Source organism: Aquabacterium lacunae (genome assembly GCF_004310865.1).
GTDB lineage: Bacteria > Pseudomonadota > Gammaproteobacteria > Burkholderiales > Burkholderiaceae_C > Aquabacterium > Aquabacterium lacunae.
On the sequence record NZ_SIXI01000007.1, the window covers coordinates 1 to 18,317 of the forward strand.

Genomic DNA, 18,317 nt, shown 5'->3' on the forward strand with positions numbered 1-18,317 from the left:
ACTTGGACAGCAGCTCGCGCACTTCCATTTCGACCAGTTCCAGCAGTTCGGCGTCGTCCACCATGTCAGCCTTGTTCAGGAAGACCAGGATGTACGGCACGCCCACTTGGCGCGACAGCAGGATGTGTTCACGGGTCTGGGGCATCGGGCCGTCAGCGGCCGAGCACACCAGAATGGCGCCGTCCATCTGGGCGGCACCGGTGATCATGTTCTTGACGTAGTCGGCGTGACCGGGGCAGTCCACGTGAGCGTAGTGGCGGTTGGCCGTTTCGTACTCGACGTGAGCGGTGTTGATGGTGATGCCGCGGGCCTTTTCTTCAGGCGCTGCGTCGATCTGGTCGTACGCCTTGGCTTCGCCGCCGAACTTCTTCGACAGCACAGTGGCGATCGCAGCCGTCAGGGTGGTCTTGCCGTGGTCCACGTGACCGATGGTGCCCACGTTCACGTGCGGCTTGGTCCGTTCAAACTTGCCTTTTGCCATGATGCGCACTCCAGCTTTCGAATGAGCTCAGAAGATTCAGATGGGGAAGATTGTGGTGCCCATGGGCAGGATCGAACTGCCGACCTCCCCCTTACCAAGGGGGTGCTCTACCACTGAGCCACATGGGCATCGACACAGGTGTGTGCACGCAAAACCTGCACACACCGGTATCGACCGCGGGTACCACAGAGAAAACCGCGAAGATTTTGATTCTAGCACGCCTTGCGTGACAGTTTGGCGACAACCTCGAGCCTGGAGCGGGAGACGGGAATCGAACCCGCGTCATTAGCTTGGAAGGCTAAGGTTCTACCATTGAACTACTCCCGCCCGGGAGTGTTTCACTGACACAGCGCGCCGGGCCTGGTAAGGACCCCGGTGTTGCCTGGTGGAGGAGGCTGGATTCGAACCAGCGTAGGCGTTAGCCAACAGATTTACAGTCTGCCCCCTTTAGCCACTCGGGCACCCCTCCAAGGCAAGAACGCTACTGTAGCACAGTGTTTTTGGCTTTTTCAAGCCTCGCTGAAAATTTCTTCAAAAATCTTGCAGCGCCCAGCCCAGTGACACGCCTCGCTCGGCCAGGAAGCGTTGGGCCTGCCCGAAGTGCCCGTTGCCCACAAAGGGCGCTGGCGGGCGCGTGGCCGACAGGGGCGAGGGGTGGTTGCTTTGCAGCACCAGCAGGTCAGTGGCGGCATGGCCACTGGCGGCGCGGGCCTGTTCGATGCCTGCGCGCTTGCGCTGCGCGTGGGCGCCCCACAGCATGAACACCTTGGGGCCCGGGTCAGCGGCCACGGCCTGCATGAGCTGGTCGGTCAGGCGCTCCCAGCCCCAGCCGGCATGGCTGGCGGCCTGTTCGGCCTGCACCGTGAGCACGGTGTTGAGCAGCAGCACGCCGGCGTCGGCCCAGTCGCCCAGGTGGCCGTGCGCGGGCGCCGGCAGGCCCAGATCGCGGGCGATCTCCTTGCGGATGTTGCGCAGGCTGGGCGGAATGGCCAGGCCCGGCGGCACCGAAAAGCTCAGGCCCTCGGCCTGGCCGGGGCCGTGGTACGGGTCTTGCCCCAGGATGACCACCCTCACCTGCTGGCGTGGCGTGCGCTGCAGGGCCGCAAACACCTGGGCCGGGTAGATGAGCAGGCCGGCGGCCACGGCCGCGTCAACTCGCCGCACAAGGGCCTGGCCCTCGGGGCTGGCGACGAAAGGATCCAGCAGGGCGCGCCAGCCCGATGTGGGCGGCACGGCATCGAACTGGGCCTGCAGAGGGCCCTGCAGCCGGTTGTCGGGCGTGGGCTGCGGGCCAGGTGGGGCCGCCTTGCGCGGGGAGCGGCCGGCCCTGTCGGGCAAGGGCTCCAGTTCAGGGAACAGCGACACCGGGGCGCTGCTCAGGCGAACAGCTCGGCCAGGGCCAGGCCCGGATCGGGCTGGCGCATGAAGGCCTCGCCCACCAGGAAGGCGTGCACATCGGCGGCGCGCATGCGCTGCACATCGGCTGCGCCCAGGATGCCGCTTTCGGTGACCAGCAGGCGGTCGGCCGGCACGCGGTCGAGCAGGCCCAGCGTGGTGTCGAGCGTGACGTCGAAGGTGCGCAGGTTGCGGTTGTTGATGCCGACCAGCGGGGTCTTGAGCCTCAAGGCACGGTCGAGTTCTTCGCCGTCGTGCACTTCCACCAGCACGGCCAGGCCCAGGCTGTGGGCGCAGGCTTCCAGGTCGGCCATCTGGGCATCCGACAGGCAGGCGGCGATCAGCAAGATGCAGTCGGCGCCCATGGCGCGGGCTTCGTACACCTGGTAGGCGTCGACCATGAAATCCTTGCGCAGCACGGGCAGCGGGCAGGCGGCACGGGCCTGCTGCAGGTAGCTGGCATGGCCCTGGAAGAACTGCTCGTCGGTCAGCACGCTGAGGCAGGCGGCACCGTGCCGGGCGTAGCTGGCGGCGATCTCGGCGGGCACGAAGGGGTCGCGCATGACGCCCTTGCTGGGGCTGGCTTTCTTGATTTCGGCGATGACGGCGGCCTGGCCGGCGGCCACTTTGGCGCGCAGCGCGCCGGCGAAATCACGCAGGTCGGCCTGTTCGCGGTTGCGGGCCTCGGCGGCTTCGCGCACGCTGGCCAGCGACTGGCGCTGCAAGGCCGCAGCAACTTCCTGGTGCTTGACCGCGACGATTTTCTGGAGGATGTCGGACATGGGAAAGGCTTTCGGCGCGGGGCTCAGGCGGTGGGCTTGAACGATTGCGTGGTTTGCACGAACTGGTACAGGCGCTCGGCCGCGGCGCCACTGGCCAGGGCCGCGCGGGCACGCTCGATGCCATCGGCCAGGGACTCGGCCACACCCGCCACGTACAGCGCGGCACCGGCGTTGAACAGCACGATGTCGCGGGCGGGGCCGCTCTGGTTGTCGAGCACGCGGCGGGCGGCGTCGACCGAGGCCTGCGGGTTGCTCACGCGCAGGGCCGAGCCGTCGTGCACGGCCAGCCCGAACTGCTCGGGGCGAATGGTGTACTCGCGCACTTCGCCGTCGCGCAGCTCGGCCACGTGGGTGTCGCCGGCCAGGGTGATCTCGTCGAGGCCGTCGCAGCCGTGCACGATCAGCACGCGTTCAGAGCCCAGGCGCTGCAGCACGCGGGCCTGGATGCCGACCAGGTCACGGTGGAAGACGCCCATGAGCTGGTTGGGCGCGCCCGCCGGGTTGGTGAGCGGCCCCAGGATGTTGAACAGGGTGCGCACGCCCAGCTCTTTGCGCACGGGCGCGGCATGCTTCATGGCGCCGTGGTGGTTGGGCGCGAACATGAAGCCGATGCCGGTGGTTTGCAGGCTTTGGGCCACCTGCTCGGGATTCAGGTTGATGTAGGCGCCCAGGGCTTCGAGCACGTCGGCACTGCCGGTGCTGGACGAGACGCTGCGCCCGCCGTGCTTGGCCACGCGGGCCCCGGCGGCGGCGGCCACGAACATGGCCGTGGTGGAGATGTTGAAGGTGTGGGCGCCGTCACCGCCCGTGCCGCACAGATCGACCAGGTGGGTGGTGTCGGCCACGGCCACCGGGGTGGCGAACTCGCGCATGACCTGGGCGGCGGCCGCGATTTCACCCACGGTTTCCTTCTTGACGCGCAGGCCGGTGATCAGGGCGGCCATGGTGACGGGCGACATCTCGCCCTGCATGATGCGGCGCATGACGCTCAGCATCTCGTCGTGGAAGATTTCGCGGTGCTCGATGACGCGCTGCAGGGCGTCCTTGTCGCTGATGGTGCTCATGACGTGGGCCTTGCGTGGGTCACATGGTCAGGAAGTTCTTGAGCATGGCGTGGCCGTGCTCGGTCAGGATGGACTCGGGGTGGAACTGCACACCTTCCAGCGGGGCGAAGTTCTGGTCGGTCTGCGGGCCCTTGTGGCGCACGCCCATGATCTCGCCGTCGTCGGTGGTGGAGGTGATCTCCAGGCAATCGGGCAAGGTGGCGCGCTCGATGGCCAGCGAGTGGTAGCGGATCACGGTGAAATCGGCCGGCAGGCCGGCGTACACGCCCTTCTGGTCGGTGTGGATGACGGCGGTCTTGCCGTGCATCTGCACCTGGGCACGCACCACCTTGCCACCCAGGGCCGCGCCGATGCTCTGGTGGCCCAGGCACACGCCCAGGATGGGCAGCTGGCCGGTGAAGCGCTGCAGTGCGGGCACGCAGATGCCGGCCTCGGCGGGCGAGCAGGGCCCGGGCGACAGCACCAGGCGGTCGGGCCGCAGGGCAGCGATCTCGTCGAGGGTGATTTCGTCGTTGCGGACGACCTTCACCTCTTCACCGAGTTCGCAGAAGTACTGCACCAGGTTGAAGGTGAAGCTGTCGTAGTTGTCGATCATGAGCAGCATGGCGGATTCCTCAGTCGGGCCAGGAGGGGGTTGCGGGGCGCGGGGTGTGCACTCAGTGCAGACACAAGCGGCGCCATCGCCACGACTCACCGCCACGGTGAGGGCTGTTCAGGATCGCAAGGGGCAACACGGCAAAACGGTGGCAACACATGATGGTTGCCACATTATCGCCCCCCAGGGGCGTGCCTGCTCAGGGCCGGGTCATGCCAAGGTGCAGCCGGTGCTTCGGGCGGCCGCGGGGGCGGGCCAGCCCCGTTGTTCGGGCGCGGCCAGCTCGGGCAGGCCCTGGCGGCTGCGCTGGCGGGCCGACACCAGTTCTGCCGCGATCGACACGGCGATCTCGGCGGGGGTGCGGCTGCCGATCGGCACGCCGATGGGGCCGTGCAGACGGCCCACCTCGGCCTCGCTGAGGTCGAAATGGCGGCGCAGCCGGTCACGGCGGGCCTGGCTGTTGACCTGCGAGCCCAGGGCGCCCACGTAGAAGGCGGGCGAGCGCAGGGCCTCCAGCAAGGCCATGTCGTCGAGCTTGGGGTCGTGCGTGAGCGCCACGACGGCCAGGTTGGCGTCCGGGCGCTGGGCCACGACCACGTCGTCGGGCATGCCGGGCAGCCAGGGGGCCTGGGCCAGGTCCCACTCGGCATGGTATTCCTCGCGCGGATCGCACACGCTCACGGCAAAGCCCAGGCTGTGGGCGATGGGCACGAGGCAGCGCGCCACCGGGTTGGCGCCAATGAGCAGCAGGCGCCAGCTGGGGCCATGGGTGGTGGCCAGCACCCGGCCGTCCCACTGCACCTCGGGGGTGCCTGTGGCGTCGAGCACCTGCACGGTGCCGCTCGCCAGGTCGATGCGGCGGCACATGCGGCGCCCCTCGCGGATGCCGGCCTGCAGGTGAAGCAGGCTGGCCAGGTCGGGGCAAGACTCCACCACCAGCGCCAGGGTGCCGCCGCAGGGCAGGCCGAAGCGGTGGTTGGCCTCGCGGTGGCCGCCGTAGGTGACGCATTCGGGCGTCGCGCCGTGGTGGGCCAGCTCGCCCCGGCGCACCCGGTCGATCAGGTCGTCTTCGATGCATCCCCCTGAGACGGAGCCTTGCACGCGGCCGTCGTCACAGATGGCCAGCCAGGCGCCAGGCTGCCGAGGAGCCGAGCCCCAGGTCTGGGCCACGGTGACCAGGGCAAAGCGGCGCCCCTGGGTGTGCCAGCGCAGCACGGCGTCGAGCACCTGCAGGTCGAGGCTTTCCATGGCCGAACCTGTTTCAGCGGGCGGCGCCGGCCATGCGCGAGGCGGCCAGCTTGATGGCTGCGCGGATGCGCCCGTAGGTGCCGCAACGGCACACGTTGTCGAGCGCGTCGATCTCGGCGTCGGTCGGGTTGGGGTTGCGGTTCAGCAGCGCCACCGCCGCCATGATCTGTCCAGGCTGACAGAAACCGCACTGCGACACGTCGAGGTCGAGCCAGGCCTGCTGCACAGGGTGCAGCTGCCCGTTGGGTGCCAACCCCTCGATGGTGGTGATGTGCTGGCCGCGCACGGTGGCAACCGTGGTGGAGCATGGCGTGAAGGCTTTGCCGTTGACATGGCAGGTGCAGGCTTTGCACACGTTGATGCCGCAGCCGTACTTGGGCCCGGTGATGCCGAGCTTGTCGCGCAGCACCCAGAGCAGGGCCATGTCGTCGGGGGCGTCGACCGACACCTGCTTGCCATTGACGGTGAGGTTCTGTGTGGGCATGTGGGACTCCTCGGTGCGGGATCGGGGGGGGCAGGGTCAGTTCGGCAGGGGCAACTTCAGGCGCTCGGGCAGCTTGCCCGGCGGGAAGGGCGTGAAGTCCACCGGGAAGAACAAGGGGAACTTGCGCACCTTCGTGCCGGTGGCGCGGGCATAGGCATTGGCGATGGCGCCGCTGGAGGCCGACAGCCCGACCTCGCCCAGGCCACCGATGGCTTCGCCGTTGGCAGGCATCTGGATCACCTGCACCTGTTTGGGATAGCTGTTGATGCGGCCGTAGTGGTACTGCGAATAGCTGCCTTCCAGCGGCAGGCCGTTGCGGATGTGCAAGCCGGCGCTGAGCACGATGGAGATGGATTCGGCCAGCGCCCCCTGCACCTGAGCGTCGATGCCACTGGGGTTGATGGGCACGCCCACGTCGATGGCAATGACCGCCCGGGTGACCAGGGCCGGCCCTGTGCCTGCGATGGCGGGCCGGGCGTCGAGTTCGACCAGGCAGGCCGTGTAGGCGCGGGTTTCCTGGTGCACGGCAATGCCCTGGGCAAAGCCTTTGGGCATGGCCTTGCCCCACTGCCCGGCTTCGGCCACGGCCTTGAGCACCGCCTTGGCGCGTGCCTGGCGCAACAGGCGCATGCGGAAGGCGTAAGGGTCTTGCCGCAGGGCCTTGGCCATCTCGTCGACGATGACTTCCTCGACCAGGCGTGCGGGCTGGATGTGCACCGAGCGGTACGAGCCCGTGTTCATGATGATGGGCTGGGGCAGCAGCAACTTGTTGGCCACGCCGAAGTTGTAGGGCGAGGACACCATGGTCTTGAACAGGGCCTCTTCAACCGCCAGATTGCCCAACGACTGCTGGACGATGGCGGGCGCCGCCGTGGCCACGGCGCTGAGCAGGTCACCGAAACCGTGGCGGGTGTCCAGACGCGGGCTGGCGATGCGGTGGTCGACCGACACCACCTGCCCGGCCACGGCCGTGGCCCGGATGCGGTGGTACTGCGCCGGGCGGCCGCGGCCATGGCGCATGTCGTCGGCGCGGTGGTACATGAGCTTGCAGGGCCGACCCAGCAACTTCGACACCTGCGCAGCCTGCTGCACCGGGTCCCAGAACAGCCGGCGGCCAAAGGAGCCGCCCGAGGGCAGCACGTGCGCCTTCACCGCCAGGGGCGACAGGCCCAGGTCGAGCGCCACCGACTGGGCCGCGGCAATGGGCGACTGCATGCCGGCCCAGATTTCACACCCCACGACCTTGCCGTTGCCGTCGGTGCGCACATCGGCAATGGCGCAATCGGTTTCCAGGGGCGCGTGGCTGAGCGGCGCCATTTCGAACTCGCCCTCGACCACCACCGAACCCAGCGATGGCAGGTTCAGCATGGGCGGCACGGCCTTCTTGAGCTTGGCCGTGATGGTGTCGTTGTTGTCGGCGTCGATGGTGCCGGCGCCCCAGGTGACGTCGAGCGCATTGACCGCATCCCAGGCCTGGCCGAAGGTTTCGGCCATGACCGCCACGCCGGGCGGAATGGGCGTGACGGCGCCGCCCTTGGGCAGCACGCACACCCCGATCACCCCGGGCATGGCCTTGACCGCGGCCAGGTTGTTCACGCGGACCACCGTGCCCAGCAGCGTGGGCGGGCGGCGCACCATGGTGGGCTTGGCGTTGGGCACCGGCAGGTCCAGGGTGAACTGCTTCTTGCCGGTGACGATGTCCAGCGCGTCCAGGCGGCGGGCGGCCTTGCCGATCACCTTGTACTGGCCCGGGTTCTTGGGGCGCACGTCGAGCGGCGGCGGGATCAGCGAGGCGGCCAGCGTGAGCGCGCCGTAGGTGAGCCGGCGGCCGTCGGGCGCGACCACCGAGCCATTGACCGTGATCAGCGTCGAGGCGCCCACGTTCAGCTGGGCGGCGGCTGCGGCCACCAGGCGGGCACGGGCCTTGGCGGCCAGCAGGGGCAACACCCCGGCAAAGCTGCGCACCGTGGTCGAGCCCCCGGTGAGCTGGTTGAACACCAGTTCGGGCCGCATGTCGGACAGCACCACATCCACCTGGGACAGCGGCACGTCCATCTCCTCGGCGATCATCATGGCCAGGGCCGTGTTGATGCCCTGCCCCGACTCCAGCCGCGGCAGCTCGAACAGCACGCGGTTCTGCGGCGTGACCTGCAGCTTGACCAGCGGCATGGTGGGCAGAGCCGCCTGCGTGACGGCGTCACCCAGGTCGTAGAAGTCGGTGGTATCGGGGGGCGTGAGGGGCAAAGCCGCCTGGGCCTCGGTGGGCAGGGCCAGCCCCGCGGCCATGGTCATGACCGGTGCGCTCAGGGCGTAGGTCAGCAGGGTGCGGCGGGTGAGGCCCGTCGGTGCATCGCCCTCGGCAAGCGGGCCCTCGGCCTGCTCGGTGTCTCGCTCGTTCATCGCGCCAACCTCCGTCGGTCAGTGCTGCCCATGCAGCGTGACCGGAAGGTTACGGAATGTATCGAGCGGTCATTCAGGGGGTCTGAACAAACAATCGCAGGGCGTGCGCAGCGTCACGAACTGGTGCGCCGCACCATGCCACCGCGTGCGGTTTCGCACGCTGGCGTGTGCCCCTGAAAACACACAAGCCCCACCGGGCGGAGGGGCTTGCAGACAGATCGCGCCACGAACGCGACAAATGGCGACAGAAGAAATCAGGGCGGGGTTCAGAGCCCCTGCTCGACCATCTCGGCCGCACGCATCACGGCACGGGCCTTGGCCTCGGTTTCCTTCCACTCCAGTTCGGGCACCGAATCGGCCACCACGCCGGCCCCAGCCTGCACGTACAGGGTCTGGTCCTTGATGACCCCCGTGCGGATGGCAATGGCCACGTCCATGTCGCCCGCAAAGCTCAGGTAGCCCACGGCGCCGCCGTAGATGCCCCGCTGCACGGGCTCGAGCTCGTCGATGATTTCCATGGCGCGGATCTTGGGCGCACCGCTGAGCGTGCCGGCCGGGAAGCTGGCGCGCAGCACGTCGAGCGGGCTCATGCCGTCTTTCAGCAGGCCTTCGACGTTGCTGACGATGTGCATGACATGCGAATAGCGCTCAATGCCGAAGGCTTCGGTCACCTTGACCGTGCCGGTCTTGGCGATGCGGCCGATGTCGTTGCGGGCCAGGTCGATCAGCATGACGTGCTCGGCCCGCTCTTTCGGGTCGGCCAGCAGCTCGTGCTCGTGGGCCACGTCCTGCTCGGGGGTGGCGCCCCGCGGGCGGGTGCCGGCAATGGGGCGCACGGTGATCTTCTCGCCTTCGTCCACCCGCTCCTGGCGCACCAGGATCTCGGGGCTGGAGCCCACGATCTGGTGGTCGCCCATGTCGTAGTAGTACATGTAGGGGCTGGGGTTGAGCGAGCGCAGCGCGCGGTACAGGCTCAGCGGCGAGGCGGTGAAGCGCTTTTCCAGGCGCTGGCCGATCACGACCTGCATGCAGTCACCCGCGGCGATGTAGTCCTTGCAGCGCAGCACGGCGGCCTCGAAATCGGCCTTGTCGAAGTGACGCTGCACCGGGTGGGCCTCGGTGGCTTCGGTGGACGGCACGCTGTAGCCCTGCTTGAGTTGCGCCTGCAAGGCGGCCAGGCGGGCCTGGGCACGCTCGTAGGCCTGCGGCTGAGCCGGGTCGGCATAGACGATCAGGAACAGCCGGTCAGACAGCTTGTCGATGACGGCCAGCTCTTCGCACTGCAGCAGCAGGATGTCGGGCGTGCCGATGCCGCCGGTTTTGTGGGTTTTCGCCAACCGGGGCTCGATGAAACGTACCGTGTCGTAACCAAAGTAACCGGCGAGGCCGCCAATGAAACGCGGCAGCCCCTGGGGCACGGCCACCTTGAAGCGCTGCTGGTACTGGGCGATGAAGTCGAGCGGGTTGCCCTCGAAGGTCTCGACCACCTGGCCGTCGGTGACCACCTCGACATGGTGCCCGGTGGCGCGCACCAGGGTGCGGGCGGGCAGGCCCACGAAGGAATAACGGCCAAAACGCTCACCGCCCACCACCGATTCGAGCAGGAAGCTCAAGGGCTGGCCCTGCGTGAGCTTGAGGTACAGCGACAGCGGGGTGTCCAGGTCGGCCAGGGCCTGAGCGACCAGGGGGATGCGGTGGTGGCCTTCGGCGGCCAGGGCCTTGAATTGGTCCAGGGAAATCATGTTCAGGCGCTCCAGCAGGGGCCGCATGGCCCTGCCTTCAGGATGTGGGGGCGGGAGGGGTGCCCGCATGCCGCAAAGCGGAATCAGGCGGGCTGTCGCAACACGCCGCGACGCCAGGGCCAGGCCCCCCGGTCGTTGCAACCTTTGGTGAACTTGCGCGGCAGAAACATGCAGATGAGTGTATCAGGGCCCACTTTGTGACAGATTTCCGGGGGTAGATACTGAGAGGTGAAATCGGGGCCGCATGTAACATGGGGTTACTTAATGCGAGTGATGGCCAACGCATAACACCAAGCATTTCACTGACGGGCCCTCACCAATGGAAGAGACAATGACACGCAGCTTTCAGCGACTGGGCGCCGCAGGCCTGATCGCCCTGACCTTGGGGTTGGGTTTCAACGGCCTGGCAGCGGCCGGCAACACCGACATCGCCGGGGTGCACTACGACGCCACCGTGAAGGTGGAGGGCCAACCTCTGCAGCTCAATGGCTCGGGCTTGAGCTACAAGGCGCTGCAGAAGGTCTATACCGTGGGCCTGTACACCAAGCGCAAGGCCAGCAAGGCCGAAGACGTGCTGCGCATGGACGGCCCCAAGCAGCTGAAGTTCGTGATGCTCGTGCCCATGCGCATCGACGAGCTGGGCAAGCTGATCGCCCGTGGCATCGAGGCCAACAGCCCGCGCGACGAGTTCATGCGCCTGATCCCGTCCACCGTGGACATGGGCCGCACCTTCTCGAAGCTGCGCCGCATGAGCCCGGGCGACAACGTGGTGATCGAGTACGTGCCACGCCGTGGCACCGTGTTCTATGTGAACGGCCAGCCCGCGGGCCTGCCGATCGGCCAGCAGGATTTCTACAACGCCATCCTGAAGGTGTGGCTGGGCAAGAACCCCACCAGCCAGGACCTGAAAGACGCCCTGCTCGACTTCAAGCCCGCGCCGCTGCTCGACGCGCTGGAATGAGCGCTGCGTCGCCCCACTGAAAAAAGGCCCCGAGGGGCCTTTTTTCATGCCGGAGGCCCCATGCCGGGCGCGGAATCAGGTTCGCACCTGCCATTCGATCTGGTCCATGCGATCGACATGGGCCAGCGCCGGCACCTCGTCGATCGGGTGGCCATGGTTGTAGCCATAGCGCACCAGCACCACGCCACAGCCGGCGGCGGTGGCGGCCTGGGCGTCGTTGCTGGAATCGCCCACCATCACGGTGTCGGCCGGGGCCACGCCCAGCGCTTCGCAGGTCTTGAGCAGGGGCAGCGGGTCGGGCTTCTTGCGCTCGAAGGCATCGCCCCCGAACACGCAGGCGAAATGCCCGCGCAGGCCCTTGAGCTGCAGCAGCTGCTCGGCAAAGGCCGTGGGCTTGTTGGTCAGGCAGGCCATGGGCAGGCCCAGGGCGGCCAGCTGGGCCAAGCCTTCGGCCACACCGGGAAACACATCGGCATGCTGGCCATTGAGGCGCTGGTAGTGGCCCTGGTAGTGCCGCCAGGCTTGCGGCACCTGGGCGGCCACCTCGGCATCGTCATCCGGCAGGCCCCAGGCATGGGCCAGGCTGCGGCGCAGCAGGTCTTCGGTGCCCTTGCCCACCGTGAGCTCCAGGAAGGCACGATCGACCCGCGCGATCTCGACCGGGTGGCACCCCATGTCGGCCAGGGTGTGCTGCAGCACGACGACGAAATCGCCCAGGGTGTCGACCATGGTGCCGTCGAGGTCGACGATGACGGCGCGGGCGGGGATGGCAGAAAGCTGTCGGTGTAGATTCACGGTGATCACGCTGAGAGCGACGCGGAACAAGCCCGCGATGTTCTCAGAAATCGTCCCCGGGACGGCGCAATCCCAGGCGCCTGACCATGGCCATGATCGCCCGAGGTTGTACCCCGGCCTTGTCGGCATAGCGGCTGTCGGTGTATCCCCACCAGTCCCAGCAGCCCTGCGGGTTGCGTGGCTCGAGCGCATCGACCTGCGGGTACAGCACCAGAATGCGGTTGGTGTCCGCCCAGCGGTTGTACCCCGTGTCGCGCAAGAAAACCTCCCCGACCTTCGTCACCGACTGCGCACACCCATGAAGCGCGACATGAACGCGGCATCGCGAGCCCACAGGCTGACATGCTGGCGGCACGTAAAGGTAAGCGGCAGCGGCCATGGACGAAGACGCGGGGGCGAAACCACGTTGCCGAAACTTCAGCAAGTTGCCCTGGGCCTGCGCCGAGGGCGGCTGCAGTGTGCCCAGCAAATGCGTGAGCAGGTCACCGGCCTGGTCATAGGCTTGCCCTTGCACCTGACAGTGATTGATGTATGGCGAGGCGTTGTCGGCGCAATCACGCCCCTGCCCGGTTGTGATCAGCGCGTGGCCCGAGGGAATGTCGTTGACGTAGCGCAGATGCGCGGTCGGCACCCCGACCTCCTCGAAGAAGGCCACGGTTGCATCCACGGCAAGGGGCCGCACGATGTTGTCTCGCGTGCCGCTGTAGACATAAACACGCCGGGCTGTCAGATGCTCCAAAGGGTCGATGCGTCCATCCGCGGCGCGGTCTCTGGCAAAGCCAGCCCGAAGGCTCGCATTGGGCGGCAACAAAGGGTTCTGCCCCATGCACTGCCAGGTGAAGAACACCGAATTCAGTGCGCAGTAATACGGCCCACCGGCCACCACACCGACGCCTGCAATGCGTGAGGAAAAGGCCACTTGCAACTGAACGGCCATGAACGCCCCCGAAGACAGCCCCGACACCGTGGTCTGGCTGAGATCGGCCCCCATGCGGGGCAGGGCCGGCACCGCAGCGCCAACAGGCAGGCAAGCCAGCAAAAGCGCACCGAACCACCCCCAACACCACGACCTGTTGTGCATGCGCCCTCCCGCTGTGATGTGATTCCGGCAGAGTGTGGGCGGCATGCGGCGCCGCAACAATCCCTAGTTCTGCAGCACCACAGCCGCCCCGTAAATGCGCAGGAAAGGCTCGGGCATGCGCCGCACCTTGCCCTGCGCAATGTCCACGCACACATAGTGCGTGCGGGCGCGGAACACGGTCTGGCCGTCGCTGGCGCGCACAAACTGGTGATGGCGGTGCAGCGAGAGCTTGTCGATGGCCACCAGCCAGGTGCCACGCACAAGGGTGTCGCCCAGGCGAGTGGGCTGCAGGTAGCTCAGCTCGTGCTGGCGCACCACCATGCCATGGCCGAGGGCTGCGTACTCGGCCTGCCCCAGGCCCAGGGCCGTGGAATGCGCCCAGGCCATGTCTTCCACCCACTGCAGGTAGTTGACGTTGTTGGTGTGCTGCATGAGGTCGATGTGGGCAGGCTGCACCACAAGCGTCTCGGTGTAGGGGGCCGGGTGGTCCCAGGCGATGTCAGGCAGGCTCATGGCGGCAGATCATGCCACCGAGGCCCACGCAGCACTGAAAGGTCGCTGAAAGGCATGTTGGCGTACAAAGTAGGCCTGACGCCCACCCCGTATTGCGGACATCCACACCACCGCCCGGCGCTGACTTCCTACAATGGCTCCCTCAGGCCACTCAAACCACCCCATGACCACGCCAGAACAGAAACGCGCTGAACTCAAAAAGGCAGCGCTTGAGTACCACGAGCTGCCCACACCCGGCAAGCTCGCCATCAGTGCCACCAAGCAACTGACCAACCAGCGCGACCTGGCGCTGGCCTACTCGCCCGGCGTGGCTGCGCCCTGCGAAGAAATCGTCGAGAACCCGGCCGCGGCCTTCAAGTACACCAGCCGCGGCAACCTGGTGGCCGTGATCACCAACGGCACGGCCGTGCTGGGCCTGGGCGACATCGGCCCGCTGGCGGCCAAACCCGTGATGGAAGGCAAGGCCGTCCTGTTCAAGAAGTTCTCCGACATCGATGTGTTCGACATCGAGATCAACGAGAAAGACCCGGAAAAGCTGGTCGAGATCATCGCCAGCCTGGAGCCCACCTTCGGCGGCATCAACCTCGAAGACATCAAGGCCCCCGACTGCTTCTACGTCGAGCGCAAGCTGCGCGAGCGCATGAAGATCCCCGTCTTCCACGACGACCAGCACGGCACCGCCATCGTGGTGGGTGCGGCCATGCTGAACGGTCTGAAGGTGGTCGGCAAGGACATCAAGCAGGTCAAGCTGGTCACGTCGGGCGCCGGTGCGGCCGCCCTGGCCTGCCTGCAGCTGCTGGTCAAGCTGGGCCTGCCGCGTGAAAACATCTGGGTGACCGACCTCGCCGGCGTGGTCTACGAAGGCCGCACCGAGCTGATGGACCCGGACAAGGCGCAGTTCGCGCAGCCCACCGAGCAGCGCAAGCTGGCCGAGGTGATCGAGGGCGCCGACATCTTCCTGGGCCTGAGCGCCGGCGGCGTGCTCAAGGCCGACATGGTGGCCAAGATGGCCGCCAAACCCCTGATCTTCGCGTTAGCCAACCCCAACCCCGAGATCCTGCCGGACGAGGTCAAGGCCGTGCGCGACGACGCCATCATGGCCACCGGGCGCACCGACTTCCCCAACCAGGTCAACAACGTCCTGTGCTTCCCGTACATCTTCCGGGGCGCACTGGATTCGGGTGCGACCACCATCACCGACGAGATGGAGATCGCGGCCGTGCACGCCATTGCCGAGCTGGCCCAGGCCGAGCAGAACGAGGTGGTGGCTGCCGCTTACGCCGGCTCGAACCTGAGTTTCGGGCCCGAGTATCTGATCCCCAAGCCGTTCGACCCGCGCCTGATGATCATGATCGCGCCCGCGGTGGCTCAGGCTGCGGTGGCCTCCGGCGTGGCGACCCGCCCGGTGCCGGACATGGCGGCCTACAAGGAAAAGCTGCAGAGCTTCGTGTACGCCTCGGGCAACACCATGAAGCCCATCTTCAGCGTGGCCAAGCGCGCCAAGAACAAGCGCGTGGCCTTTGCGGAAGGTGAAAACGAGCGCGTGCTGCGCGCCGCGCAGATCGTGGTCGACGAAAACCTGGCCCGCCCGGTGCTGGTGGGCCGCAGCGACGTGATCGCCCAGCGCATCGAGCGCTTCGGCCTGCGCCTGCGCCCCGGCATCGACGTCGACCTGGTCAGCACCGAGCACGACCCCCGCTACCGCGAGTACTGGCAGACCTACCACGAGCTGACCGAGCGCAAGGGCGTGACCCAGCAGATGGCCAAGATCGAAATGCGCCGCCGCCTGACGCTGATCGGCTCGATGCTGCTGCACAAGGGCGAGGTGGATGGCCTGATCTGCGGCACCTGGGGCAACACCTCGCTGCACCTGCACTACATCGACCAGGTGATCGGCAAGCGCGCGGGCGTCAAAACCTACGCGGCCATGACCGGGCTGATCCTGCCGGGCCGCACGGTGAACCTGCTGGACACGCACATCAACTACGACCCGACCGCCGAGCAGCTGGCCGAGATCACCATCATGGCCGCCGAGGAAATGATGCGCTTCGGCCAACGCCCCAAGGCAGCCCTGCTGTCGCACTCGAATTTCGGATCGAGCAACCAGCCCTCGGCCGTGAAGATGCGCGAGGCCCTGGCCCTGATCCAGCAGCAGGCCCCCTGGCTGGAGATTGATGGCGAGATGCACGGCGACACCGCCCTGGACGAGGCCTACCGCCAGGAACTGATGCCCCGCACCACCCTGAGTGGCGAGGCCAACCTGCTGGTGTGCCCCAACATCGACGCGGCCAACATCTCGTACAACCTGCTGAAAGTGGCCGCCGGCAACAACATCGCGCTGGGCCCCGTGCTGCTGGGTGCGGCCAAGCCGGTGTGCATCCTGACGCCCTCGGCCACGGTGCGCCGCATCGTCAACATGACCGCCATGACCGTGGCCGACGCGAACGCGATTCGTTAAATTTCGCTGACAAAGTGGGTGAACGCCCACTTGTCAAGCCCCGGCCCAAAGGCCCCGCAATGCTGTCATCGCAGCCTGCGGGGCCTTGAGTTTTTGGGGGGGTTTCTATAGAGTTGCGGCTTCGGAATTCGCACGATTTTGAGCGCCAAGCTGGAACACACGGCCAAGGCATCGGACATGAGGCAGCACGTGACATCTGGGGAGACTTCCTGGACCACCCGGGCCCGGCAGGCGCTGAAAGCAGGCGCACTGGCAGCCGCCACCGCCCTCACGTTGGCAGCGGGTTGGGCGCCACAAGCGCAGGCCTTCGTTCGCAGCCAACCCGCCGAGACCGCTCCAGCCACCGAGGTGGTGGGGCTGTCCCAGCTGCCCAGGCAGGCGCAAGACGTTCACCAGCGCATTCTGGCTGGTGGCCCGTTCCGGTACGAGAAGGACGGCACTGTGTTTGGCAACCGCGAGCGGCTTCTGCCCCGCGAGCCCCGTGGCTTCTACCGCGAGTACACCGTGCCGACGCCGGGCGCTCGCAACCGGGGCGCGCGCCGCATTGTGTGTGGCGGCAAAGTTGTGCAAATGCCCGAAACTTGTTTTTACACCGCGGATCACTACCAGAGCTTCAGCCGTATTGATCCCGCGCGTTGAGCCCGATTTGACCAGCTTCCGTACCCGGTAACTCCATGCATCAGTCTCAAGCGATCATGTTGCTGCAATCCATCCGCCCGAACATCGTTCAGGCCATCCGCGCGTACCGCCCGGACGACCTCCAGGCGGCCGCCCAAGAGGTGGGTCAGCACTTCCTGTACACCAACCTGTCCGAAGCGAAGGACAAACAGGACGTGTTCGACATCATTGCACGCGACTTCCTGTTCCCCGACCACTTCGGCAAGAACCTCGATGCCCTGTACGACTGCATCACCGATGCCGTGCACAAGTCGGGCCCCCAGCCCGGCTTCATCGTCGTGCTGGAACTGCTGCCGAACGATGCCCGCATGGACCGCGAATCGCGCGAGCTGCTGCTCGACGCCTTCCGTGACGCCGCCGACTTCTGGTCGGAGCGCAAGGTGCCCTTCCGCGTGTTCTACTCCATCGCCGTCTCGGGCAAGGAATCGGCCGGCAACTGGGACAAGGCCGAAGTGGCCCAGAACGACACCCCGGCCAAGCCGGTGAAGGTGTCGAAGAACGCCCCTCAGCCGATGATCATGAACCTGCCGCCGATGAGCAGCGTGTTCGACACCGCCCAGCTGCTGTCGGCCGCCTGATTTCAGGCTCCCCCACATGCTGAACAGGCCACCTTCGGGTGGCCTGTGTCGTTTACAGCGCGGGTTGATGGGGCGGTTCAGCGCCCGGCCAGGCTGCGCAGGAAGTCGAGCCGGCGGGCCCAGTCACCGCTGCGGTTGAGGTACTGCGGCGCGATCGCCTCGGCCGAGGCCGGCGTGATGCCCAGTTCGGCCAGCCCTGGCAATGCCCCGGTGGCCACATTCGGCACCTGCATCGAGTCGAGGTTGTCCTTCGACATCAGGGGCTCGCCCGGCATGAAGGCCATGGCCGCAGCCTGCAGGCGCCCCACGGCCATGGGCATGGGCACCACCCAGCGGGCATGGCCACTGCCCTTGCCGGCCAGGCGCACCAGATCGGCCAGGGTCAGCACCTGCGGGCCCGCGCATTCGTAGGTTCGGCCTGCGGTGGCCGGGTCGAGCAGGCAGGCCACCAGGGCCCGGGCCACATCTTCCACCCACACGGGCTGAAACCGCGCCTGTGCACCGGCCAGTGGCATGAAGGGCGCCACGGCCTGCAATTGGGCGAACAGGTTCAGGAAGCGATCGTGCTCACCGAAGATCACGCTGGGGCGCAGCACGGTCACGTCCAGAAGGCCAGCCGCCTGGGCTTCGCGCAGGGCCTTTTCGCCCTCGGCCTTGCTGGTCAGGTAGTTCGAGGGGGCCTGGGCGGGGTCATCGGGCACGCCCAGCGCGCTGACGTGCACCAGGCGTCGCACCCCCTGCTTCACGCAGGCCTGCACCAGGCGCTGCACCAGGGTCACATGGGCCTGCTCGAAAGCCTGGGGCGTGCCATGCAGGATGGCGACCAGGTTGACCACGGCGTCGGCGCCGGCCAGCACGCGCTGCAGGTCGGCCTCGCGGTGCACGTCGGCCTGCAGCACATCGACGCGCGGCAGGGTGAACAGGTGCTTGGCCCGCTCGCGCCGTCGGCTGGGCACCAGCACGCGCAAGCCACTGAGGGCCGGGTGCGCCGAGATCTGCTCGCACAGGGACCGGCCCACGAAGCCGGACCCTCCCAGGATCACCACGCGGTTCATGTGTTTT

17 protein-coding genes and 3 tRNA genes are annotated in these 18,317 nt (G+C 67.2%); 4 read left to right on the forward strand and 16 right to left on the reverse strand.

What is annotated here, in order from left to right:
• The 12 genes from EYS42_RS14710 to trpE form a co-directional block, all read right to left on the reverse strand.
• Positions 1-481 (reverse strand): GTP-binding protein (locus EYS42_RS14710; RefSeq protein ID WP_130968960.1); only part of this gene is annotated, 481 nt, incomplete at its 3' end.
• 53 nt (positions 482-534) lie between these two features.
• Positions 535-609, reverse strand: a tRNA-Thr gene (locus tag EYS42_RS14715).
• 125 nt (positions 610-734) lie between these two features.
• A tRNA-Gly gene (locus EYS42_RS14720) sits at positions 735-808 on the reverse strand.
• A 56-nt stretch (positions 809-864) separates the two neighbouring features.
• Positions 865-950, reverse strand: a tRNA-Tyr gene (locus EYS42_RS14725).
• Positions 951-1,012: 62 nt separating this feature from the next.
• Positions 1,013-1,840: a uracil-DNA glycosylase gene (locus EYS42_RS14730; RefSeq protein WP_425358907.1), complete on the reverse strand. Its 828-nt coding sequence runs from the start codon at positions 1,838-1,840 to the stop codon at positions 1,013-1,015.
• A gap of 17 nt (positions 1,841-1,857) precedes the next feature.
• Positions 1,858-2,658, reverse strand: coding sequence for an indole-3-glycerol phosphate synthase TrpC (trpC, locus tag EYS42_RS14735; protein WP_130968961.1), 801 nt, complete (start codon positions 2,656-2,658; stop codon positions 1,858-1,860).
• A gap of 23 nt (positions 2,659-2,681) precedes the next feature.
• Positions 2,682-3,722 (reverse strand): anthranilate phosphoribosyltransferase, encoded by a 1,041-nt coding sequence (gene trpD / locus EYS42_RS14740; RefSeq protein WP_130968962.1) that lies wholly within the window; start codon positions 3,720-3,722, stop codon positions 2,682-2,684.
• Positions 3,723-3,741: 19 nt separating this feature from the next.
• The gene (locus tag EYS42_RS14745) at positions 3,742-4,326 is read right to left on the reverse strand and encodes an aminodeoxychorismate/anthranilate synthase component II (RefSeq protein ID WP_130968963.1); all 585 of its coding nucleotides are present in this window, start codon (positions 4,324-4,326) and stop codon (positions 3,742-3,744) included.
• A 201-nt stretch (positions 4,327-4,527) separates the two neighbouring features.
• A complete protein-coding gene (locus tag EYS42_RS14750; RefSeq protein WP_130968964.1) occupies positions 4,528-5,565 on the reverse strand; it encodes an XdhC family protein in 1,038 nt (345 codons plus the stop codon).
• A gap of 13 nt (positions 5,566-5,578) precedes the next feature.
• Positions 5,579-6,049, reverse strand: coding sequence for a (2Fe-2S)-binding protein (locus tag EYS42_RS14755; RefSeq protein ID WP_130968965.1), 471 nt, complete (start codon positions 6,047-6,049; stop codon positions 5,579-5,581).
• A gap of 36 nt (positions 6,050-6,085) precedes the next feature.
• Complete coding sequence (locus EYS42_RS14760) at positions 6,086-8,449, reverse strand: xanthine dehydrogenase family protein molybdopterin-binding subunit (protein WP_245503659.1); 2,364 nt, start codon at positions 8,447-8,449, stop codon at positions 6,086-6,088.
• A gap of 266 nt (positions 8,450-8,715) precedes the next feature.
• Positions 8,716-10,191 (reverse strand): anthranilate synthase component I, encoded by a 1,476-nt coding sequence (gene trpE / locus EYS42_RS14765; RefSeq protein WP_130968966.1) that lies wholly within the window; start codon positions 10,189-10,191, stop codon positions 8,716-8,718.
• A 331-nt stretch (positions 10,192-10,522) separates the two neighbouring features.
• Here trpE and EYS42_RS14770 point away from each other — a divergent pair, with 331 nt between their 5' ends.
• Positions 10,523-11,152 (forward strand): chalcone isomerase family protein, encoded by a 630-nt coding sequence (locus EYS42_RS14770; protein WP_165456805.1) that lies wholly within the window; start codon positions 10,523-10,525, stop codon positions 11,150-11,152.
• A gap of 75 nt (positions 11,153-11,227) precedes the next feature.
• Here EYS42_RS14770 and gph read toward each other — a convergent pair whose 3' ends face one another.
• From gph to EYS42_RS14785, 3 genes are all read right to left on the reverse strand, one after another.
• Positions 11,228-11,953, reverse strand: a complete 726-nt coding sequence (gene gph / locus EYS42_RS14775; protein ID WP_425358908.1) for a phosphoglycolate phosphatase — start codon at positions 11,951-11,953, stop codon at positions 11,228-11,230.
• Between the two features lie 37 nt (positions 11,954-11,990).
• On the reverse strand, positions 11,991-13,028 hold the full coding sequence (locus EYS42_RS14780; RefSeq protein WP_130968969.1) for an extracellular catalytic domain type 2 short-chain-length polyhydroxyalkanoate depolymerase: 1,038 nt from the start codon (positions 13,026-13,028) through the stop codon (positions 11,991-11,993).
• A 63-nt stretch (positions 13,029-13,091) separates the two neighbouring features.
• Positions 13,092-13,541 (reverse strand): acyl-CoA thioesterase, encoded by a 450-nt coding sequence (locus tag EYS42_RS14785; protein ID WP_130968970.1) that lies wholly within the window; start codon positions 13,539-13,541, stop codon positions 13,092-13,094.
• 163 nt (positions 13,542-13,704) lie between these two features.
• Here EYS42_RS14785 and EYS42_RS14790 point away from each other — a divergent pair, with 163 nt between their 5' ends.
• From EYS42_RS14790 to EYS42_RS14800, 3 genes are all read left to right on the forward strand, one after another.
• Positions 13,705-15,999: an NADP-dependent malic enzyme gene (locus tag EYS42_RS14790; RefSeq protein WP_130968971.1), complete on the forward strand. Its 2,295-nt coding sequence runs from the start codon at positions 13,705-13,707 to the stop codon at positions 15,997-15,999.
• A 189-nt stretch (positions 16,000-16,188) separates the two neighbouring features.
• The gene (locus EYS42_RS14795; RefSeq protein ID WP_425358906.1) at positions 16,189-16,638 is read left to right on the forward strand and encodes a guanyl-specific ribonuclease; all 450 of its coding nucleotides are present in this window, start codon (positions 16,189-16,191) and stop codon (positions 16,636-16,638) included.
• Between the two features lie 35 nt (positions 16,639-16,673).
• The gene (locus EYS42_RS14800; RefSeq protein WP_342635528.1) at positions 16,674-17,255 is read left to right on the forward strand and encodes a barstar family protein; all 582 of its coding nucleotides are present in this window, start codon (positions 16,674-16,676) and stop codon (positions 17,253-17,255) included.
• Positions 17,256-17,332: 77 nt separating this feature from the next.
• Here the strand turns inward: EYS42_RS14800 and EYS42_RS14805 are convergent, their stop codons facing one another.
• A complete protein-coding gene (locus tag EYS42_RS14805) occupies positions 17,333-18,310 on the reverse strand; it encodes a complex I NDUFA9 subunit family protein (protein WP_130968972.1) in 978 nt (325 codons plus the stop codon).
• Between the last annotated feature and the right edge of the window lie 7 nt (positions 18,311-18,317).